The sequence below is a fragment of the Pseudoalteromonas sp. QJM3NY_22 genome (genome assembly GCF_056173065.1).
Genome location: NZ_JBWBTZ010000002.1, coordinates 476,657 through 495,613 on the forward strand (window position 1 = coordinate 476,657; position 18,957 = coordinate 495,613).

Genomic DNA, 18,957 nt, shown 5'->3' on the forward strand with positions numbered 1-18,957 from the left:
TTTTATCTTTGCGTCAAGCAAGAAAACAGCGTCAAATTCTGTTAAATTGCGAACATGAAAATTGATGTACACTCACTTCCTGACGACCCAGAACAACTCAAGCGCATGGTGCTTGAGTTGCAACAGCTTATGGATGAAAAGTTAGCTGAAAAAGATGCGCAAATTCACGAATTACTGCAAGCTTATAACGCTAAGCTTGCCAAAGAGTACGCCAAGAAATCTGAAAAGATGCCAAGGGCAGGCGAAGTATTCAATGAAGCAGAAGATATTCTTGATGAACATGATAAAGCGCTATTGGCGACACCGGCCTCAGTAAAGAAAGAAAAAGCCAAACCGAAACGCCGTCCACTGCCGGCGCAGTTACCGCGAATTGAGGTGATTGTTGACCTTGAAAAGGGTGGCAAAATGTGTGATTGCTGTCACAGCCCACTACATAAAATGGGTGAAAGCAGCAGTGAAGCGCTCGAGTTTGTGCCAGCGCATATCAAAGTTATCAAAACCATTCGTCCTAAATATACGTGCCGTCACTGTGAGCGTGAAGGCATTGAAAGTGTGGTAAAAACCGCCCCTATGCCCACAACAGCGATCCCAAAAAGCATCGCAACGCCCAGCTTGCTGAGCCAAATAATCATGTGTAAATACCAGTTTGGCTTACCGCTTTATCGTCAAGAAACATTGTTTGCCGATATCGGTATTGAGTTGAGTAGGCAAACCATGTCGAGTTGGATGCTACGCTGCGCAGACCTGCTGTCCCCCTTGTATCAACGCTTAAAAGAGGCGTTGTTATCGCAAGCAGTTATTCATGGTGATGAAACCCCGCTCAACGTTATTAACGCAGATAAAGCGACCAGCTATATGTGGTTGTATTGTTGTGGCGATGATAAACAGGCTAAAGGCACGAATATTGTCCTGTTTGATTACCATAACAGTCGCGCAGGACACTGTGTGGTTGATTTTCTTGATGGTTATCAAGGCTATATGCCTGTCTCTTGATCACAACTTTTCTGTCTGCTGAATTGATATTAACAATTCGGCAGATTCGACCATTTCTGCTAATTTCAACCACCCCTTCCAGAGTGCTTTTACGCCAACTCGACCATTTCTTTTACTGTCATACCACCCTCCCAATTTCGCTAAACTATAGTATAGCCAATGGAGAGACGGTACTTTATCCGGCAACACATCCTTTTCAACCTTTGCCCATAGTAATTTCCACGTCATCTCTTTAACACAAGTTGTACATCTCACTTCTTTGTCTAATTCACTCCTTTGCGCCATATTTTGCAGCTGTAATAACCTGACAGCAACAAACGCTTTAATGATCGCAATTCGTAAAATATTATCACTGTGCTGCAAACGTAAATCTTCTACTTCGGTTCCATCTGTTTTCCATGTTTTATGAAACTCCTCTACACGCCAGCGAAGTTCATAGTATCTTACTAATTTCTGGGCATCTTCTGCTGTATTTACGGGCTCTGTCGTATATAAAATCCAACATAATGGATTTTTTTGCGTACTTTCTTTTTCCTGACAGACAATGACATTGACGCTCAATGTCGGTGATTCTTGCCCTTGTACTCGCTTAGGCTTGGCGAGTGTTATAGGTTGATAGCTCAATGTAATTCGGGCCTGACGCGCTTTTCTTCCCGCACGTTGCGCTATATTAATAGTGTAACAACACTGACCCTGCGCTGTTTCTATTAACTGATTGAGATTGCATTGAGGCTCTATTAATTTTCTATTTTCTTTTGCTCTGACTAAAAATCGATGCCCTTCATCTTTTTGGTAAGTCATGTACTCATAAATGTCAGCTTCTCTGTCGCAGATGTTAAGTATATTTGATAATTCACCTGTACGTTTTTTTATATCCATTAATGTTTGTTGCCAGCGATAGCTTTCTTTCTCTTCGTAAGGGCGTTGCTGTTGTTGATCTTTAGTCCCTTTAACCTTTGATTTCCTAAACCAATAGGACTGGTCGAGTAAACCAATAACGTGCTCCGTATCTGCATCAATTGCTAAAGTTGAATGCGCATATAGCGTTCTTGTTTTTGATGGTTTTCCTAATGTATTTGTACAGTTCACATCGCCTAATTCTTTGCAAACGCTGTGTTTAAATGTCAATCCTGTCGTATCTTGGATAGCGAGAACCAAAGGCAACTGCTTTACCGCTTCACTCGTTTGTGAGAATCCTGAATAGGCAATCGCTTGAGGGGATATTTTCTCATTTCTAATGAAACGATAAGCGGCTTCAATTTTTGCGGGTGTATCAGAAGCCTTAACAATTGAGCTGTCTGCATTCTCAGCCATATCGCTTGCTAGTAGAGCTAATCGTCGGGTGCGTCTCGGATCTCCTAAATTAGCGTTACCAAAAATTAATTGAGCCCATTCTTCAGAAGTGTTTGTGTGCATATGATAAATCTATGAGTGATGATGATCGATTAGATCACAGACTTAACGATATTCAAAGACTTGTGTATAAGAGACAGGGCTATATGCAGGTAGATGGCTACAAGGCGTACGAGCAAACAAAAGCAACACTCGTCGCATGTCTAGCCCATATCCGTCGTAAATTCATCGAAGCGAAAGGGAATAATAAAAAACAGGTAAAGCGGATGTTGCACTCAACCTGATAGGCAAACTTTACGGTATTGAACAAAGCATCAAAGATAAAACGCACGATGAAAAATTCAATGTTAGGCAACAAAAAGCGAAACCAATCGTTGATGAATTGTATCGATGGTTGATAAAGCACAAAGATAAAATCCCTCCCAAAATGGCGCTAGGTAAAGCAATTAGCTATGCGATAAATCAGTTTGAGAAATTCAGGCGTTACCTCGATGATGGCAGGCTCAGTATTGATAATAACCGTGCAGAGCGAGCAATAAAACCGTTCGTGATAGGGCGAAAAAACTGGTTATTCTCAAATACCTGCAATGGTGCGCATGCCAGCGCCATACTCTACAGCCTTGTTGAAACCGCAAAGGCAAATGACCTTGTGGTGCATGACTATATCTCTACTTGCTTACAGCACCTTGCTGAGCAGCCAGATAATCTAGCGCCACTGCTACCTTGGAACATTAAGCAAAGCTAGGTGCCGTTAGCTATACGCTTACGATTATTCTACATAACCTTTTAATACATCTTCCATAATTATATTAAAAGATGTGATCCCCGCCCCAGTTATATACCAAGCTTGTGCATTTACAAAAATAATTTTATCGTTTTTCCATGCGTTAGTTTGTTGCAACAAAGGATTGTTTATAGACTCTTTGTTCAATACAGTACTATGCTCCATTACTGCTGTTCTATCTACTATATAAATAATGTCTGGGTTGTTTTCCAATATAAATTCGCTGGAAACAGGCTGACCATGTAAGCCCATTTGCGCTAGGGAGTTAACAGACTTTACTCCTAAAACATCGTATACAAACCCATATCTAGAATTAATACCTAAAAACCGAAAAGCACCGTTATTATGCAATACTACCATTGCTTTTTCGGGTCTATCTTGGGTAATTAGTTTCACAGATTTGACCTTACTCTCTAACTCGTTGACTTTACGGTTTGCGAGAGCTTTTTTGTCAAATAATTTTCCTAATACTAATAAGTGCTGCTTCACTGCATTAAAGTAATCACTGCTGCTATCCTGATAGTTAATATCAAAATGAACTGTAGGTGCTAACTCTGACAATTCCTGATAATGACTGGCTTGGATTGGCGATATAAGAACTAAATCAGGTTTAAGAGCATGAATGCGTTCCATATTAGGCTGAACAATGGAACCTAAATCTACAATATTATTGTTATTGCTATAATCTTTTAGATAATCTGGAATAAAGTCTTTCGGCATACCAGCAACTGGCACACCTAATTGTTCAAGATAATCCACTTCATTCATATCCAAGGCTGCGACTCGCACAGGGTGTTTCTTTATTAAAGTAGTTCCCAAATCATGCTTTATTTCAAAAGGTATAAAGTCACTATTGTCAACTAAAGTATCCACATGTTGCGTCTCAGAAAGTTTTTTTTGAGCATACTCAGGACTGCCGTCACATGCTTGCAAAAAAGTGAACAGCAGCAAAAACATTGCTGTGCGTTTTCTAGTCCTTATACGTTTTGTAATCATTTTAATTCTCCTAGTTGAGTGAAATAGTTACAGACAATGCCTTGATCTCTTTTCAACACTTCAATATTTAGTTCATATACGTCTTTAAGTTTTTGCTCTGTAACAACATCTTCAACGGAACCTGAACTGTGTACAACGCCTTGTTTCATAGCAATAATATTGTCGGAATAATTCGCAGCAAAGTTAATGTCATGAACAACTAACACTACTGTACGTTTATGTACATCACACAAATAACGAAGCGCTCGCATGATACTCACCGCATGCTTCATATCAAGATTATTAAGTGGTTCATCAAGCAATAAATACTCTGTTTTTTGTGCGACCGCCATTGCCAAAAAGGCCATTTGACGCTGTCCACCACTGAGTTCGTCAATAAATGTATTAGCTAATGGCTGCAAAGTTAAAAATGATAAAGCGTCATCAATTGCTTGATTATCTTCTTTTGTTAGCGATCCATGACTATAAGGAAATCGACCAAAAGCCACCAGCTCTCGCACAGTGAGGCGTAAATTAAGGCTATGAAATTGCCGCATGGTGGCTACTTGAAGAGCGTAATCATGTAAAGGTATACCTTGAATGGACCTGCCTTTGAGTAATATATCGCCTTGATCGATATTAAGTAATCGTCCGATAGACATTAACAATGTACTTTTACCTGCTCCATTAGGACCAATGAGAGAAGTTATCTGATGCTCAGGAAAGTGAGCAGAGACATTCTTTAACACTGCTTTCTTTCCATAAGATTTATATAGATTATTAACCGTTATCACCCTGCTCTCCGAGGATTAAGAATTAAAACAAAAAAATATGCCCCACAGAACAGATTAACTAACAATCCAACACTGGTTTGATAATTAAAAATATGCTCAACAAGAATCTGGGCGACCAAAAATACACAGATAGCGACCACGCTTCCTAAAATAAGAGTACATTTATGTGTGGGACGTCTAGCCAAGGCATAGGCCATATTAGCAACAAAAATCCCCATAAAAGCCGTTGGACCAAGCAAGCTAGTTGATACAGCAACCAACAGTGCAATCGCGCTTAGCTGAATACGCACCACCTTCTGATAATCGATGCCAAGAGACATTGCTTGTTGGCGACCCATCAATAAAACATCAAGCACTGTACGCGCTCTCCAAGTAAAGAAACAAACAACACTAACAATTAATAAAGATACAATTAACTGATCAGGCTTAGCGCGGTTAAAAGAAGCCAAGCTATAGCTTTGAAGAATAGAAAACTCACCTGGGCTAATAGAATATTGAATCAATGAGGTGAAGCTATTCAACATAACAGTGAGCACGAAACCGACTAATAAAAGAAAAAACACATCCTGTCTATCACCACTAAACAGCCATCGATGCATTACCCATGAATAAATTAGCATCACAACTAATGAAATAAGGAAGTTGCTATTAGTCGTGATCATGGTCGTACTCGCTGTACCAAATATGAGTAGTAAAAATGCTTGTAAAATCAAATAAACACTTTCATATCCCATAACTGATGGCGTTAGAATTCGATTACTAGTGATCGTTTGAAACAAAATTGATGAAAACGAAATACACACTCCTCCCAAGCATATGGTAGATAAACGTATCAACCTATTAGGGATAACATACTCAAAGTCGAAATCCGCTCCCAGCAATATAAAAATCATTACTAACGTAAAAAGTAATCCCCAACTCACAATACGAGTAACAATATTTTTCATCTTCTTTTCCAAACGATTACTAAAAATATCAATCCACCTAAACAACTTGCCGTTATACCAATAGGTATTTCAAATGGGTAGATCACCAACCGTCCAAGTAAATCACAAAAAATCAGTAATGCAGCACCAGAAAAAGCGATAATGGGTAAAGTACGTTTCAGATTATCGCCATAGTGCATGGTTACAAGGTTAGGAATGATCAAACCAATGAATGGAATACTCCCAGCAATAATAACGGTAGTTGCAATGGTAAGGGAAACGAATATCAATCCTAAGACAATAATATTAAAATAGTTCAGCCCAAGCGTGGTGGCAAAACCTTCTCCCATTCCTACTATTGTAAACCGCTGTGCATACAAGTAAGTCAGTATCACAACGGGAACTATTAAATAAATAATTTCATAGTGGCCCTGTACAATTTTTGAAAAATCGCCAAGCATCCAACCCTGCATATTTTGCATCATATTGTTTTTATAGGCATAAAGTTCAGCAACTGCACTCAGGATGCTACCAAACATAATACCGATAACGGGAACTACTACGGGGCTTTTATAACGAATACTGCGAATAATCAACGTAAAAATACAGCAAGCAATGATGCTAAAAATCAAAGCTCCTATCATTCTTCCTGTCACGCCCATAGTAGGTTCATAGATGATTGAAATTAATATTCCCAATTTCGCTGCATCAAGCCCGCCGCAAGTAGTAGGCTCTACAAACCTATTTTGTACAATTTGCTGCAAGATTACGCCGCATATAGCTAAACCAACACCTGAACAAATTAAAGCAAAAAGCCGTGGTAAACGGCTCGCAGATAAAACCAACCAAGTGTTATCTGATAACGTTAATATTTGCATAATAGAGGTGTTTTTTGCACCAATGAATAATGATGCAAAGCACAATATAGTAAAGCACGTAAGTGCATAAATCACTTTCAAATCTTACATTTCCTACATATTACTTGCTGCGGATATAGCGCTATCCATCACTGCAGCTATGTTTGGTCCTTATCGGACAACTCGACGTTTTGAGCGCAATTTACCGAAATACCATCGAGCACTAAATTACGCTTTTTTTCCCACCATTTGCGTCTCCCGGCTTTCATAATGCTAACCATTGCATTTATTTGTTCCGCTTTATCTGGAACATTAGTAGCTTGGGCTTCCCACATAGCAATAATTCGTTCTTTACGTGTTCGACCATCGTCTTCTAGCTTATCCGTTGACCACCAACCAACAAAACATTCTCCTACCATGTCAACTAAAATATCAACAGCAGCTACGGCATGATCCAGAGAAAAGCCTTTGTCTTGAAGTTTTTTGACTGATTCTGCAAAAGAATGAATCCCTGATAAAGGTGTAACATTCGCTTGCCGAATGGCATCGGCAAGTCCTGGGTTACGGTCATAAAGAGCCCAAATAGCATCAGTGAGTATTATGAGTTCCTCTCGCCAATTACTTGCTACAGGTGCTCGCCAGTCAAGCTCTGTAATCGCTAACTCGGCCGCAATAGCCAGCACATCATTTCGCCCTGTAACATGATGATAAAGAGAAGAGTGATCGACTTTTAAATGTGCTGCAATTGCCGGAATAGTGGCTTTTTCTACTCCTAAATCTAAAGCTGCTTTTGCGATTGCTTCTCGAGAAATTCGGCTCGGGCGACCACGCTTACGCTTCTGACTAGGCTGATTCGGTACTTGTGTCATAATAGATAGGTTTCCAAAATAAAAAGGCTATTTTAACAGTTCTTACGCTGTGTTGCATAAACCGATATAACACAGCGCAAGTAGTTAGTTAAAATTTGGCTCTTATTCCTATACCAATTTCTCTAGGCTCAAGTAGGTATGCATTAACACCTCCAGTGCTTCTATCAGCTACCTTGGTCAATGGTGTACGTTTATCAAACAAGTTTCGTGCATAAACAAAGCCTTCTACTTGCTTGATTATTTGGTAGGAAGAATTCAGATTAACTGTTGTATATGAGTTTATTTTTAAATTTGAGTCATTAGTATCTGATGAAAAATATTCATCCGTGTGACGTATGTCTGCACTTACCTTTAAGCCATCAATAATGGAATAGTCAACGCCCATGTTAAACATGTAACCAGGCGCTTTGCTAAATTCCATTCCTTCAAACTCTTCGCCTCGGTAATCATTAAACTCACTTATATCGGTTTCAAGCAAACCCAATCCAGCGTGTAAACCAAAACTCTGCGAAACTTTGAAATTAACATCTAATTCTAGGCCATAGCTTTTCGCTTCATCAGCATTAATAATCACCGAGCCAAAAGGGCGTCCATCTAGATAATCGGTCACTGATCGTTGAGAATCTCTTAAGCTTGTGTAAAAAATATTGCTATTGATAGTTAATCGTTTTTCAAGCAGCTCAAGACGTGTATAAACTTCATAGTTCCAAGCGTATTCAGCGTCAAAATTATAATACTCACCGCCCCTAAAGTTAACACCAGTACCTCCTGGTATATACCCTTTGCTAATCATAGCCCCCACTACAGCATATTTATCTAAATCATGAGAAATAGTCATTTTAGGTAATAATGCAGTGAATTTTTCATCGTAATGATGGTATATCCCAGGGACATAACTATTCATACCTTCATGCTTTATGTTATCGACCTGATAACGCAAGGCACCAGTTAATGTCCATTTAGGAGAAAAACGCCAAATTAATTCTCCAAATGGCGCAAAACTATCCTGTTGTAAATCCGTGTTAGCATTACCTAATGTGTTATTCAAGGTGTTTGTCAACTTATCCTGAGAATAATATACACCCGCTACACCACTAAAAATGGCCATTTTGTTACCAAAATTAAGTCTTAGTTCGTTAGAAACGTTACTGTAATCACGTTTTGCTGTTCCTTGATAAGGTGCTGCAAAATAATAAACATAATCGCCTTCAGAGTATTGCAACTGGTTATTGAGCTTCATCCCATTGTCAAACAAGTATTCAATATCAAAAATACCAACATCATTGTTCATAGTCTGGTTGTCTTGGTACAGTGAATTATTTTTTAAGTCATCATAAGGTTCGGAAACAACTTCATTACTAGGGCGTTCGGCTTCAGTTTTTGAATACGTTAACATAGCGAAGAAATTGCTATATTGTTCAGGCTCCCACAACAGCTTAGCGCGTAGATTCTTATTTTTAAAACTAAAATCAAAATCATGCGCAGTAAATTCTGGGTTAATGTAATCAACAAACGTATCTCTGCTACTGTAATCAGCGCTAATTCTTGCTGAGAAATCGTCATTGAGTGCACCCGATGCCATAACCGACATCCGCTTCTTATTACGACTACCATAAACAGTTTGAACAGCAAATTCAGGAGTCTGTGTAGGTTTATGTGTATTAATCACGACAGCTCCGGCAATACTGTTTGCTCCTTGACTTGTGGTTTGCGGACCTCGATACACTTCAATAGAAGACACATCCCAAATACCTGCCGCACCTAAATTCAATTCAGCTGGACTTAGATATTTACCATCCACACTCATTGTTGCACCCGGTACAGGTTTAGCAAGATAAGCATTGCCTGCTGTTACTGGCCCTTTAGTATCTGTTCCGCGAATAATAGGCGCATCCGTACTGCCTGCATAAATAATATTTGGAATACCTCGCAATATTTCAGAAATACCAGATTGATCAGCATTTTTTTGTAACTGTCCTTCGTCAATTACAACCAAAGAACTTGCCGTTTCTTTAATCGTACGCTCAACCTTTTGACCATAAACAGTAATTTTTTCATAACCTTGTGCTGTGTTTTCTGATTTAGACTGTTCTGAAACCACTTCACTACTTGCGATAGCTGAGCCAGAAATAGCACTCAGTCCAAGAGCACATGTGCTTAGAAATAATTTTGATTTTGGATAAATTCTACCGAAACAGGGCATTGATAATGAATCCTTATTGCATATATTTAATAGTAATGATAACAATTCTCAATATAATAAATACCCAAGAAACATTTGTCAACACGGTGTTGATAAATAAAAACTAAAAGCTTAATATTGCATCGGTGCCACATAAACTACCATTCAATACCCATGAAATAAGGAACTTAGAACGTGGATTTTATATGCAGTGCTCAAAACTTAACAGGCTTTATAGGCAATTCAGTACACACTATACTTCCCTATAACTTTTTTGTTAGGTGTTAAAATGTCATTACTTTTTAAAAATTATTCCAATCTAGCGCAAGTGTTACGTCCTGAAATACCAGCGTTGAACGTTGGTATTTTGCTATCTACTCTGTCTGGTGTGACCGCACTTGGTGCCCTGTGGTGTCTTGTTCAGCTTATCGCTATTCATAATTATGTTTGCTTGGTGGGAGCATGTGTTTTGTGGCTTTTCTCCGCCTTATTTTCAGCAAGCGCATCTTGGGTTAACCATAATGCCGAGGGGAATTTCTCTGTGTGTTTAAGACGCGTAATTGCAGATCATTTAGTTAGGTTGCCATCAAGTACTCTAACTAAATACAAAAGCGAAAAGTTAAAGAGATTAATGGTCGATGATATTTATTCATTACATCATATGATTGCGCATTTACCTTCTGAGCTGGCGAATTTTATACTTATACCGACAATCACAATTGGCTTATTAATATTTAGTGCTGGATTCACGGTACTCCTCGCTCTCGTTCCAGGGCTTATTGCCGCCTTATTTTATTTAGTCGTTGTCCCTAGGCTTGCTGTAAAACAAGGAAAAAAGAGTATAAATGTGATATCTAATATTACAGCCGCAGTAGATGATTACTCTCGTGGCGCCCCCATTTTCCGCATTTATAATCAAAAGCAGACAGCAATAGGCAATTACACAAAAGCAACGAGCGATTTTATTAAAGATATTTTTGAACGGGTAAGCCGAGTGTCAACCTCTATTGCTATTGCTACATCGCTACTTCAAGCCGTAAGTACTTTTACTATTGTTTACGCTATTGGTTATGAGTGGCAACCTGACAAATTAGCTGCAGCTTTATTTTTCAGTTTAGCTATTGTCACACCCGCATTAAAGCTCGGACATGGACTTGACTATTTAGTAACGGGTCGCGCTGCCGCGAACAGACTCAATGATTTTCTCGCGCTCTCTCCACTTGAGCATGGAAGTAATGAAATAGAACATAGCTCGGATGCAGTGCTGACACTACAAAATGTAATTCCATCAATCTCTAATACGAGTAAATTCAAGCCAATTAACTATACATTTCAAACAGGTCAAGTAACAGCCATTACAGGAATAAGTGGTATTGGTAAATCCACATTACTTCGTTCGTTATCAGGTACTGAAAATCTACTTTACGGAGATGTCAAACTGGCAGACTTAGCAATACGCGACATGGATGAAGCATCACTTAATAAAACAATTATGTTGTTACCACAAAATTCGGGATGTATCACGACAACCATTGCTGACAACCTTGCTTTAACAGCCTCTCATGTAAAAAAGAAAGACTTTATTAATGCATTACAATGCGCCCAATTAGATAAACCGCTAAGTACTCCAACCACAAATTTATCGGGTGGTGAGATTCAACGAGTGAATCTTGCCCGTGTTTTTCTCTCAGACGCAAGTGTCATATTACTTGACGAACCCACCTCTGCTTTAGACGCTGAAACAGCTTCAAACGTATTCTACGCATTACAACACGAAGCAAAATCAAAGAAAAAAACCATTGTCATTGTTACGCATGATCTAACACTTGCCAAACTGACAAATGAAACGCTATCACTTGGATGAAAAGAATAATGATTAATCGCTCACCTAATAATACGGCTATTAGCCAGCTGATACCTGTTACTTTTACTTGGATCTTGGCTGCAATATTGGAAGCCACATGTTATGTTCTTTTGGCTTTCGCTATTATTCAACAACAATCTCCAGCCAATATATCAATGATGTCAATTGTGACAATACTTATCACTATACTCGCTTCGCGATTAGGTTTTTGGAGTGGCGCTAAACTGGCTAATGAACTTTACATCTCATTAGGGAAAACATTACAACAAGCCAAATTATCTTGGTTTACAGTAAATACACGCTCCTTACTTACAGATATTGTATCACGTAGTATTCCTGGGTTTATGAGTATTCCAGCCCACCAGCTTCAAGTATTTATACATGCACCGTTGCTACCTTTGGGCATGACTATTGGTGTTGGTATCATAATTAATACCAACTTAATGTTTATTTTAGCGGCCTTGCTTATATTATCATTCTTGGTCCAGATTTTTGCACAACGTAATTTATCCCAAATAGATGTAAATCGAAATAACACTGAGCAATCAATTAATCAAGCGACTCTGGAGTTAATTGACCATGTTGAGTTGCTTAGAACAGCATCAGGATTTAACGGGGCAACCGAAAGGTTAAAAACCACTTGGTCAAAAAAAGAATCGGCTATGAGCCGCACAAACAGATCTGCTTCTGTTGCTATTTTTCTTTCTAATATTGCCAGCTTTTTACCTGTTGCTGTTATTAGCATTTTTGTTGTATTAACTACTGGCATCGAAGATACAAGAACATTACTCGCTGTCATACTTCTGGCTTTGCGTGCAACAGCCCCCCTCGAAACACTTGCTGTTGCGGCAATAACGATCAATGATCAATTGGCTGCTTTTAATTACTATCAACAAACTACGCATGCACCAACACTTACTGAGCCAACCCAAACACAAGCCAAAATACCTAATAATTACAACATAACACTCTACAATGTGAGCTTTAAATCAGCATTGAAAAACACTACAGCTACAATCAAAGAAGGTGAGCATGTACTTATTTCAGGCCCAAGTGGTACCGGAAAAACAACTTTACTAAATCTATTAATGCGCTTTGATGACCCAACCGACGGGGAAATTACTATGGGTAACACACCTCTCGCTTTGATACCATATGATGAACGGGCTCAGTATTTCGCCTATGTGCCGCAAGATCCTTTAATTTTTACAGGTACAATCGCTAGTAATGTTCGAATTGGTAAAGCAAATGCAGACGATCAATCAATTGATAAAATACTAAGAGAAGTAAAACTTGGTGAAGTATTAGACAGATCAGAACTTGGTATATATCAAGAAGTTGGTTTACAAGGAAGCAGTTTATCTGGCGGAGAGCGCCAACGACTCGCTTTAGCACGTGCCCTTATAAAAAAAGCCCCTATTCTGATTTTAGATGAAGCAACCTCCGCATTAGATGAAGAAACCGAGAAACACGTAGCTAGAGTGGTTTGCGAACAGTCTCATACTCTGGTGTTAGTTTCACATCGAAATCCTGATGTTTGGCAACTAACCAGCATTATAAAAACTAGCCTCTCTTAGGGACTTATATGGACTCCCCGTAAATGTCATGTTGTAACTAATTCAGTTTTAATAAAAAAGACTGCTACAATGCAGAAGCTTTTTAATTACACAAATACAGGCTTCTATCATGGAAAAATTTATCAATCACATTCAATTAGGTTACTTAGGCATAATCCCATTTTTAGGCTGCGTAGGTTGGCCGCTTGTGTTTGGTAGTAACAGTATTAACTTAGAATTTTTCACTTTTTATAGCATTGCTATATTTGCATTTATGACAGGTAACCTATGGCGAGCGGGTGAGCAAAGCTATAGCGATGCAGTAAAAGCCGTACTACCGGTTATTCCTGTCCCATTTTTAGCCTTTGTACCTGTTGAGTGGGCATTAGGTTGGTTAGCTATAAGTTTTTGGCTTGTGCTACTTTTTGAAAAAGCGACTGCGCAATGGCAAACCTACCACAAGGATTACCAAAAAATGCGTGTTGTACTTACCTCTGTTGTGTTTGTTTGTCACATTCTGACAATTGGCATGAGTATTTACCCTAAATAGTGCCTGTAAACTTAAATATTACGCGGTAATAAGGTACTATCCACCACTGTTATTTGAGGGCATACCATGATTAATCAATTACGCCAACAGCTTGATGAGCTAGGTGAAAATTACGTAGAAAAAAACGCGTCTTTTAAAATTAAAGTCATTCCTTTTTTTTGCGCTATTAACGTAAAAAAAGATCATAAAAGTGAAGGCCGTTTAAGCTTTTATTCAAGCCAATTAATTGAAATATTTTTAGTTGTTTTGTTTTTATTATTTGGCTTAACGCTTTATGCACCAGACTTAGGCTTTACTCATGGCCCTATTCATATCGTATTCGCTATTTTAATCACCTTTAATTTAATTTTAAAACAAATAGCTATTGAGGGATTAAAAACCCGTCTTGCATTTCATCGCTTGCACGCTGCACATTCTCAAAAAAGCCCTGATAACATCAGCTCTGTTAAAAATAGTCCCGCTCAATAAATATGTATTTAAATCCTGATTGGCGAATACTCACCGTAGGCGATGGCGATTTATCGTTTTCGAATGCTATTTACACTCATCTATCGCCAAAAGCTTTGGTTGCATCCACTTACGATGACCAAATTACTATTGAGCAAAAATACCAGCACAATGCACTTAGCAACTTAAAAGCGCATAACGTTGAGGTACTTAATAGTTTTGATGTAACAAACCCTGCATGTTGGCAAGCTCTAAGTGAAAGCCAGCACAGCTTTGATGTGGTTATTTTTCAGTTTCCGCTTATACCTGCATTTGTTGGCCGTGAAGCATTTGAAAACAACACGCGCCAAACCAGCATGAACGTATTAAACCGCGCTTTACTGCACCAATTTATTAAATACGCTAACGAATACGCGCTTGATAAAAATGGGCCAATGCTTTGTTACATCACCTCAAAGGATGTAAAACCTTATCGAGAGTGGAATATAGAAGGGAGTTTAAATAACGGTTTAACCACAGATTATTTAGGCCAAATCCCATTTGATATTAGCCATTTTGAAGGTTATAAAATTCGTAATGTTGACCGCGACAAACACGTTAAAGACACAAGCGGCATAACTTACGTTTTCAGCCCAAAAAGTCTCGATAAACATACTAGCGAATTAAGCTCGCGTCTTGCAATGCCTGCATACTTAACATCTAACCATTGCCCCCTATGCCGCGTTGGGCCTTATGTGGCAAGCGAGGACGAAGCCAAGCATCTAAACGCTAAAAAACATAAGCAAATGCTGCACCTTGAAAGCGATTGGCAACAATGGCTAAATGATTTTTATAGCTCGTTAATCTCTAAGTGATGATTTAATTAAATCAGCCGCTTTTTCTGCAATAGCAATAACGGGTGCATTAGTATTACCAGTAATAATGCTAGGCATAATAGACGCATCAACCACGCGTAAATTACTCATCCCATGAACCCTTAAGCTTGTATCTACCACAGCCATTGAGTCTTGTCCCATTTTACATGTACCAACTGGGTGGTATTCGGTATCTGCTGTTTGACGAATGAATGCAATAAGTTGTTCATCGTTATTTATATCAAGCGGATACACCATTTTTCCGCGTATGTTATCAAAGGCTTTGCTTTGCATAATCATCAACGTTTTTTTAAGACCTAATAACATTGCTGTTAAGTCATCAGGATGGCTTAAATAATTAGGGTCGATAAGCGGTGCACTACGCGGGTTGTTATCAGCTAACGTAATCGTGCCTCGGCTTTTAGGACGCATAATACTGCTATGTATACTGTAACCATGCCCAGTGTGTAATTTACGACTATGATCGTCCACCAGCCCAATAACAAATTCTAATTGCACATCTGGCGCTGGCGAGTCTTCAAATAATTTAATAAACGCATGCGACTCTGCAAAATTACTGGTTAAACGCCCTTCTCGTTTACAAAACCAATCTACACAACCTTTTAAAATATGTCCTATACCTAACGGGCTCATCCCAAACGTGCCTTTATTGTATTTGGCTTTAAATAATGGCACCACGGTTAAATGATCTTGTAAATTAGTACCGACTCCCTCAAGCGGCACTGCAACGTCAATATTATGCGCTTTTAAGTGATTTTTTGGACCAATGCCTGAAAGCATCAATATTTGCGGAGAGTTAATAGCACCTGCGCTTAATATTACTTCTTTACGTGCGAGCAAATTAATAACCTGACTATTGCGCTCTATTTGCACGCCTTTCGCTGTGTTATTTTTTATATTTATTTTATTAACATGGCTATTCGTTAACACAGTTAAATTTGGGCGGTTTAAATACGGTGTTAAATATGCCTTTGCTGCACTACACCGCTCGCCATTATGCTGCGTTACTTGCGATAAACGTGCACCACTTTGTTCTTCGCCATTTATATCGGTACTTAAATTAACACCCTGCTCAGCACAAGCATTTAAAAAGTACTGATTGACATGGCTTGGGTTATTTAGCTCTTGTATATGCAGTGGGCCTTTTGTACCGTGAAGATCATTATTTATAAACGTTTTATTATTTTCAGCTTTAATAAAATATGGGAGTAAACTCTCAAAATCCCAACCAGTATTGCCATTAGCCGCCCATTGGTCGTAATCGTATTTATTACCTCGAATATAAACCATTGCATTAGTCGAGCTTGACCCACCCAATACTTTGCCTCTAGGTACAAACCCGCAACGATTATTCAGCGCTTTTTGCACTACTGTATTGTAATGCCAACTATTAATACCATAAGGCACACTCGCCGCAATTCCCGCTGGCATTTGAACAAATGCGCTGTTATCACTTTTTCCTGCTTCAATTAAGCACACGCTTACATTTTTATCCTCTGACAAGCGCGATGCAATAACGCAACCGCCACTGCCAGCCCCAATAACAATGTAGTCAAATGCGGTGTTGTTCATGGTGTACCTTAATTAAAATTTAAACGGCTTTTATGGCAATAGTGCATAGAAAAACTCAGCAAAACTTGATATTTTTAGACACCGTTTATTTGAGGTTAACTATGAGCAGCCTAATTAGAGCTACGTCACTACAAGGTATAGATACCCTAATTAGAGAGTTTGGCGGCGATCCGTATATGATCATGCGAAGTAATAATATTAATATTGACTTTGAATGTCTGGAAAAACAATATTTGCCTTATCGTGCCTACGCCGAGGTATTAGAATACTGCGCGTGTAAATTTAATTGCCTCAGCTTTGGCCTTCAGCTTGCAAGCAGGCAAAATTTTGATATTTTAGGACACGTTGCAATAGCAGCCAAAAGCGGCACTAACTTAGGTGATGCGCTCAATTGGGTTGTTAAATACTTGCATTTACATAGCCCTGCACTGAGTTTAACGTCGCACCCTTTAGAGGATGAAAAAAGCTTATTTCTCTCATTCGAAATTAGCCTAAAACCCTTACCTAACATTAGCCAAGCAATTGAGCTTACCATTGGTTTAGCACTCGCTATTATAAAAAAGCTGAGCAATAACCGCTGTAAACCAATGAATGTATTTTTGCCACAAAGATTAAGTGCTAACGCTCGCGCTTATAACGCTTATTTTGGCTGTGACGTTATAGAGCACCGTAATAGCGCCGGCATTGTAATAGTGAAAAGCGACTTGGCACTTAAGCTTGAACAATCAGAGCTAAATAAGGTACAAGCTGCGCTAAGTTTTTTAGCAAAAAATGCAGAGCACACGCAATCATTACCCAACCAAGTCAGTGCGTTAATAAGGCCAATGTTGCCTATTTATCAATGCAGTAACCAAACTATTTCTGCTGCGCTGGGTATGCACCCTCGCACCCTACACCGAGAACTTGCAAAACATAATACGAGTTTTATAAAACTGAAAAATACCACGCGCCGTGCTTTAGCTGCTCATTACTTAGCGCAAAACCAATATACAATATCAACCATATCTGAGCTTTTAGGGTATCAGGAGCAAGCAACATTATGTGCTAATGTTAAACGCTGGTTTGGGTGTTCTCCTCGTACATACAGGGCTAAAAAAGTGATAGACTAAACGCTCTTATATTTTCTAAGGAGCGGGTATGAACTTTGTAATTGTTGGCACAAATTTTATTAGCGACACATTGTTAGCCGCTGCAAATACGTTAAACGATTTTAATTTGTACGCAGTGTGCTCGCGTGCAGTATCAAGCGGCGAAGCGTTTTTAGCCAAACACCCACAAAATGCACAAGCTAAAATTTTCACCTCAATCGAGCAAGTTTGCCAAGATCACAATGTCGATGCTGTCTACATAGCCGCCCCTAACAGCTTACACAAACAATATGCCGTTATGTGCCTAGAAGCGGGTAAACATGTCCTTGGCGAAAAACCATCAGCAGCCAATTCTAAAGAGCTTGCAAGCATTATAGCTACAGCAAAAAAGCATCAGCGCCTTTACATGGAAGCCATGATGACCACTCACTTGCCTAACTTTGCACGGCTGCAACAGGCAATGGTAAAAATTGGCACACCACGTAAATACATTGGGCAATATAGTCAATATTCATCTCGCTACGATAAGTACAAAAATGGCGAACGGCCAAATACATTTTTACCTGAGTTTGCTAACGGTGCTTTAATTGATTTAGGGATTTACCCACTGTATTTATTAATTGCACTTTGGGGCGCACCAAAAAGCGTGAGTGCCAGTGGCGTATTGCTTGATACAGGTGTTGATGGTGCGGGCGATGTATTACTAAATTACGCAGATAAACAAGCCGTTATTAGTTACTCCAAAATATCACAAGGCGACAACATAACCGAAATACAAGGCGAACTTGGCCGTATTCGTATCGAAGCCGTATCACAACTTAAAAAAATAGAGTTTATTGCTAACAATGGAGAGCGTGAGTTAGTGTCTATCGCATTTGACGAGCACTTTATGAAATTTGAAGTTGAGCATTTTATGCAAATGGTTAGTCAAAAAAAGTTACAATCGGACATTAACACACATCAATTAGCACGTAATGTGATGACAGTACTTGACGAGGCCCGTAAACAATTAGGGGTTATTTACCCAAACGACACGGTATCCTAAAGATCTAAAAATAAATGTGGGCGTTAACCAACGACAATTAACGCCCACATTTATTTTATAATATGACTTAGCTACCAATATTACCTAAGCCAGAGCGACCCCCTTCCATGGGCAATCAATTTGGCTTAAATTACTTTTTACAATTGCTGCTAATGGCACATGCACTTTCAATATGTAAATTATTTGTTTCAAAAAAGTACGATGCAAAACTATCACAGCAAAACCTA

General features: G+C 39.0%; 15 protein-coding genes and 2 pseudogenes. 9 read left to right on the forward strand and 8 right to left on the reverse strand.

Going from position 1 to position 18,957, the window contains the following annotated elements:
* Positions 1-54: 54 nt before the first annotated feature.
* A pseudogene (tnpC, locus tag AC0VZ4_RS22425) lies at positions 55-987 on the forward strand (IS66 family transposase); the annotation flags it as partial.
* A gap of 6 nt (positions 988-993) precedes the next feature.
* Here tnpC (AC0VZ4_RS22425) and AC0VZ4_RS22430 read toward each other — a convergent pair.
* On the reverse strand, positions 994-2,409 hold the full coding sequence (locus tag AC0VZ4_RS22430) for an IS4 family transposase (RefSeq protein ID WP_475442186.1): 1,416 nt from the start codon (positions 2,407-2,409) through the stop codon (positions 994-996).
* A 74-nt stretch (positions 2,410-2,483) separates the two neighbouring features.
* On the opposite strand from AC0VZ4_RS22430, the pseudogene tnpC (AC0VZ4_RS22435) reads away from it, so the two are divergent.
* Positions 2,484-3,091: pseudogene (gene tnpC / locus AC0VZ4_RS22435) on the forward strand (IS66 family transposase); the annotation flags it as partial.
* A gap of 24 nt (positions 3,092-3,115) precedes the next feature.
* Here tnpC (AC0VZ4_RS22435) and AC0VZ4_RS22440 read toward each other — a convergent pair.
* The 6 genes from AC0VZ4_RS22440 to AC0VZ4_RS22465 all read right to left on the reverse strand — a co-directional run bounded on the left by AC0VZ4_RS22440 (position 3,116) and on the right by AC0VZ4_RS22465 (position 9,799).
* Positions 3,116-4,126, reverse strand: coding sequence for a siderophore ABC transporter substrate-binding protein (locus AC0VZ4_RS22440; RefSeq protein ID WP_475442187.1), 1,011 nt, complete (start codon positions 4,124-4,126; stop codon positions 3,116-3,118).
* Positions 4,123-4,899 carry an iron ABC transporter ATP-binding protein gene (locus AC0VZ4_RS22445; RefSeq protein WP_475442188.1) on the reverse strand — a complete coding sequence of 259 codons (777 nt, stop codon included), beginning with the start codon at positions 4,897-4,899 and terminating at the stop codon, positions 4,123-4,125. Before AC0VZ4_RS22445 ends, AC0VZ4_RS22440 begins: the two co-directional genes overlap by 4 nt.
* Positions 4,896-5,846 (reverse strand): iron chelate uptake ABC transporter family permease subunit, encoded by a 951-nt coding sequence (locus AC0VZ4_RS22450; RefSeq protein WP_475442189.1) that lies wholly within the window; start codon positions 5,844-5,846, stop codon positions 4,896-4,898. The genes AC0VZ4_RS22445 and AC0VZ4_RS22450 overlap by 4 nt, the downstream gene beginning before the upstream one ends.
* The gene (locus AC0VZ4_RS22455; protein WP_475442190.1) at positions 5,843-6,784 is read right to left on the reverse strand and encodes an ABC transporter permease; all 942 of its coding nucleotides are present in this window, start codon (positions 6,782-6,784) and stop codon (positions 5,843-5,845) included. The genes AC0VZ4_RS22450 and AC0VZ4_RS22455 overlap by 4 nt, the downstream gene beginning before the upstream one ends.
* Positions 6,785-6,840: 56 nt before the next feature.
* Positions 6,841-7,551, reverse strand: a complete 711-nt coding sequence (locus AC0VZ4_RS22460) for a TetR/AcrR family transcriptional regulator (RefSeq protein ID WP_475442191.1) — start codon at positions 7,549-7,551, stop codon at positions 6,841-6,843.
* Between the two features lie 88 nt (positions 7,552-7,639).
* Positions 7,640-9,799 (reverse strand): TonB-dependent receptor, encoded by a 2,160-nt coding sequence (locus AC0VZ4_RS22465; RefSeq protein ID WP_475442192.1) that lies wholly within the window; start codon positions 9,797-9,799, stop codon positions 7,640-7,642.
* 223 nt (positions 9,800-10,022) lie between these two features.
* On the opposite strand from AC0VZ4_RS22465, the gene AC0VZ4_RS22470 reads away from it, so the two are divergent.
* The 5 genes from AC0VZ4_RS22470 (at position 10,023) to AC0VZ4_RS22490 (ending at position 15,004) form a co-directional block, all read left to right on the forward strand.
* Positions 10,023-11,597, forward strand: coding sequence for an ATP-binding cassette domain-containing protein (locus tag AC0VZ4_RS22470; protein WP_475442194.1), 1,575 nt, complete (start codon positions 10,023-10,025; stop codon positions 11,595-11,597).
* Positions 11,598-11,605: 8 nt separating this feature from the next.
* A complete protein-coding gene (locus AC0VZ4_RS22475) occupies positions 11,606-13,174 on the forward strand; it encodes an ATP-binding cassette domain-containing protein (RefSeq protein WP_475442195.1) in 1,569 nt (522 codons plus the stop codon).
* A gap of 109 nt (positions 13,175-13,283) precedes the next feature.
* Positions 13,284-13,703, forward strand: a complete 420-nt coding sequence (locus AC0VZ4_RS22480) for a DUF3429 domain-containing protein (protein ID WP_475442196.1) — start codon at positions 13,284-13,286, stop codon at positions 13,701-13,703.
* Between the two features lie 66 nt (positions 13,704-13,769).
* A complete protein-coding gene (locus AC0VZ4_RS22485) occupies positions 13,770-14,171 on the forward strand; it encodes a hypothetical protein (RefSeq protein WP_475442197.1) in 402 nt (133 codons plus the stop codon).
* Positions 14,172-14,173: 2 nt separating this feature from the next.
* Positions 14,174-15,004, forward strand: coding sequence for a class I SAM-dependent methyltransferase (locus AC0VZ4_RS22490; protein ID WP_475442199.1), 831 nt, complete (start codon positions 14,174-14,176; stop codon positions 15,002-15,004).
* Here the strand turns inward: AC0VZ4_RS22490 and AC0VZ4_RS22495 are convergent.
* The gene (locus AC0VZ4_RS22495; RefSeq protein WP_475442201.1) at positions 14,990-16,597 is read right to left on the reverse strand and encodes a GMC family oxidoreductase; all 1,608 of its coding nucleotides are present in this window, start codon (positions 16,595-16,597) and stop codon (positions 14,990-14,992) included. The genes AC0VZ4_RS22490 and AC0VZ4_RS22495 overlap by 15 nt on opposite strands.
* 101 nt (positions 16,598-16,698) lie before the next feature.
* On the opposite strand from AC0VZ4_RS22495, the gene AC0VZ4_RS22500 reads away from it, so the two are divergent.
* Together AC0VZ4_RS22500 and AC0VZ4_RS22505 are read left to right on the forward strand one after the other, a co-directional pair.
* Positions 16,699-17,706, forward strand: a complete 1,008-nt coding sequence (locus AC0VZ4_RS22500; RefSeq protein ID WP_475442202.1) for an AraC family transcriptional regulator — start codon at positions 16,699-16,701, stop codon at positions 17,704-17,706.
* A gap of 28 nt (positions 17,707-17,734) precedes the next feature.
* Positions 17,735-18,730 carry a Gfo/Idh/MocA family protein gene (locus AC0VZ4_RS22505; RefSeq protein WP_475442203.1) on the forward strand — a complete coding sequence of 332 codons (996 nt, stop codon included), beginning with the start codon at positions 17,735-17,737 and terminating at the stop codon, positions 18,728-18,730.
* Positions 18,731-18,957: the final 227 nt, after the last annotated feature.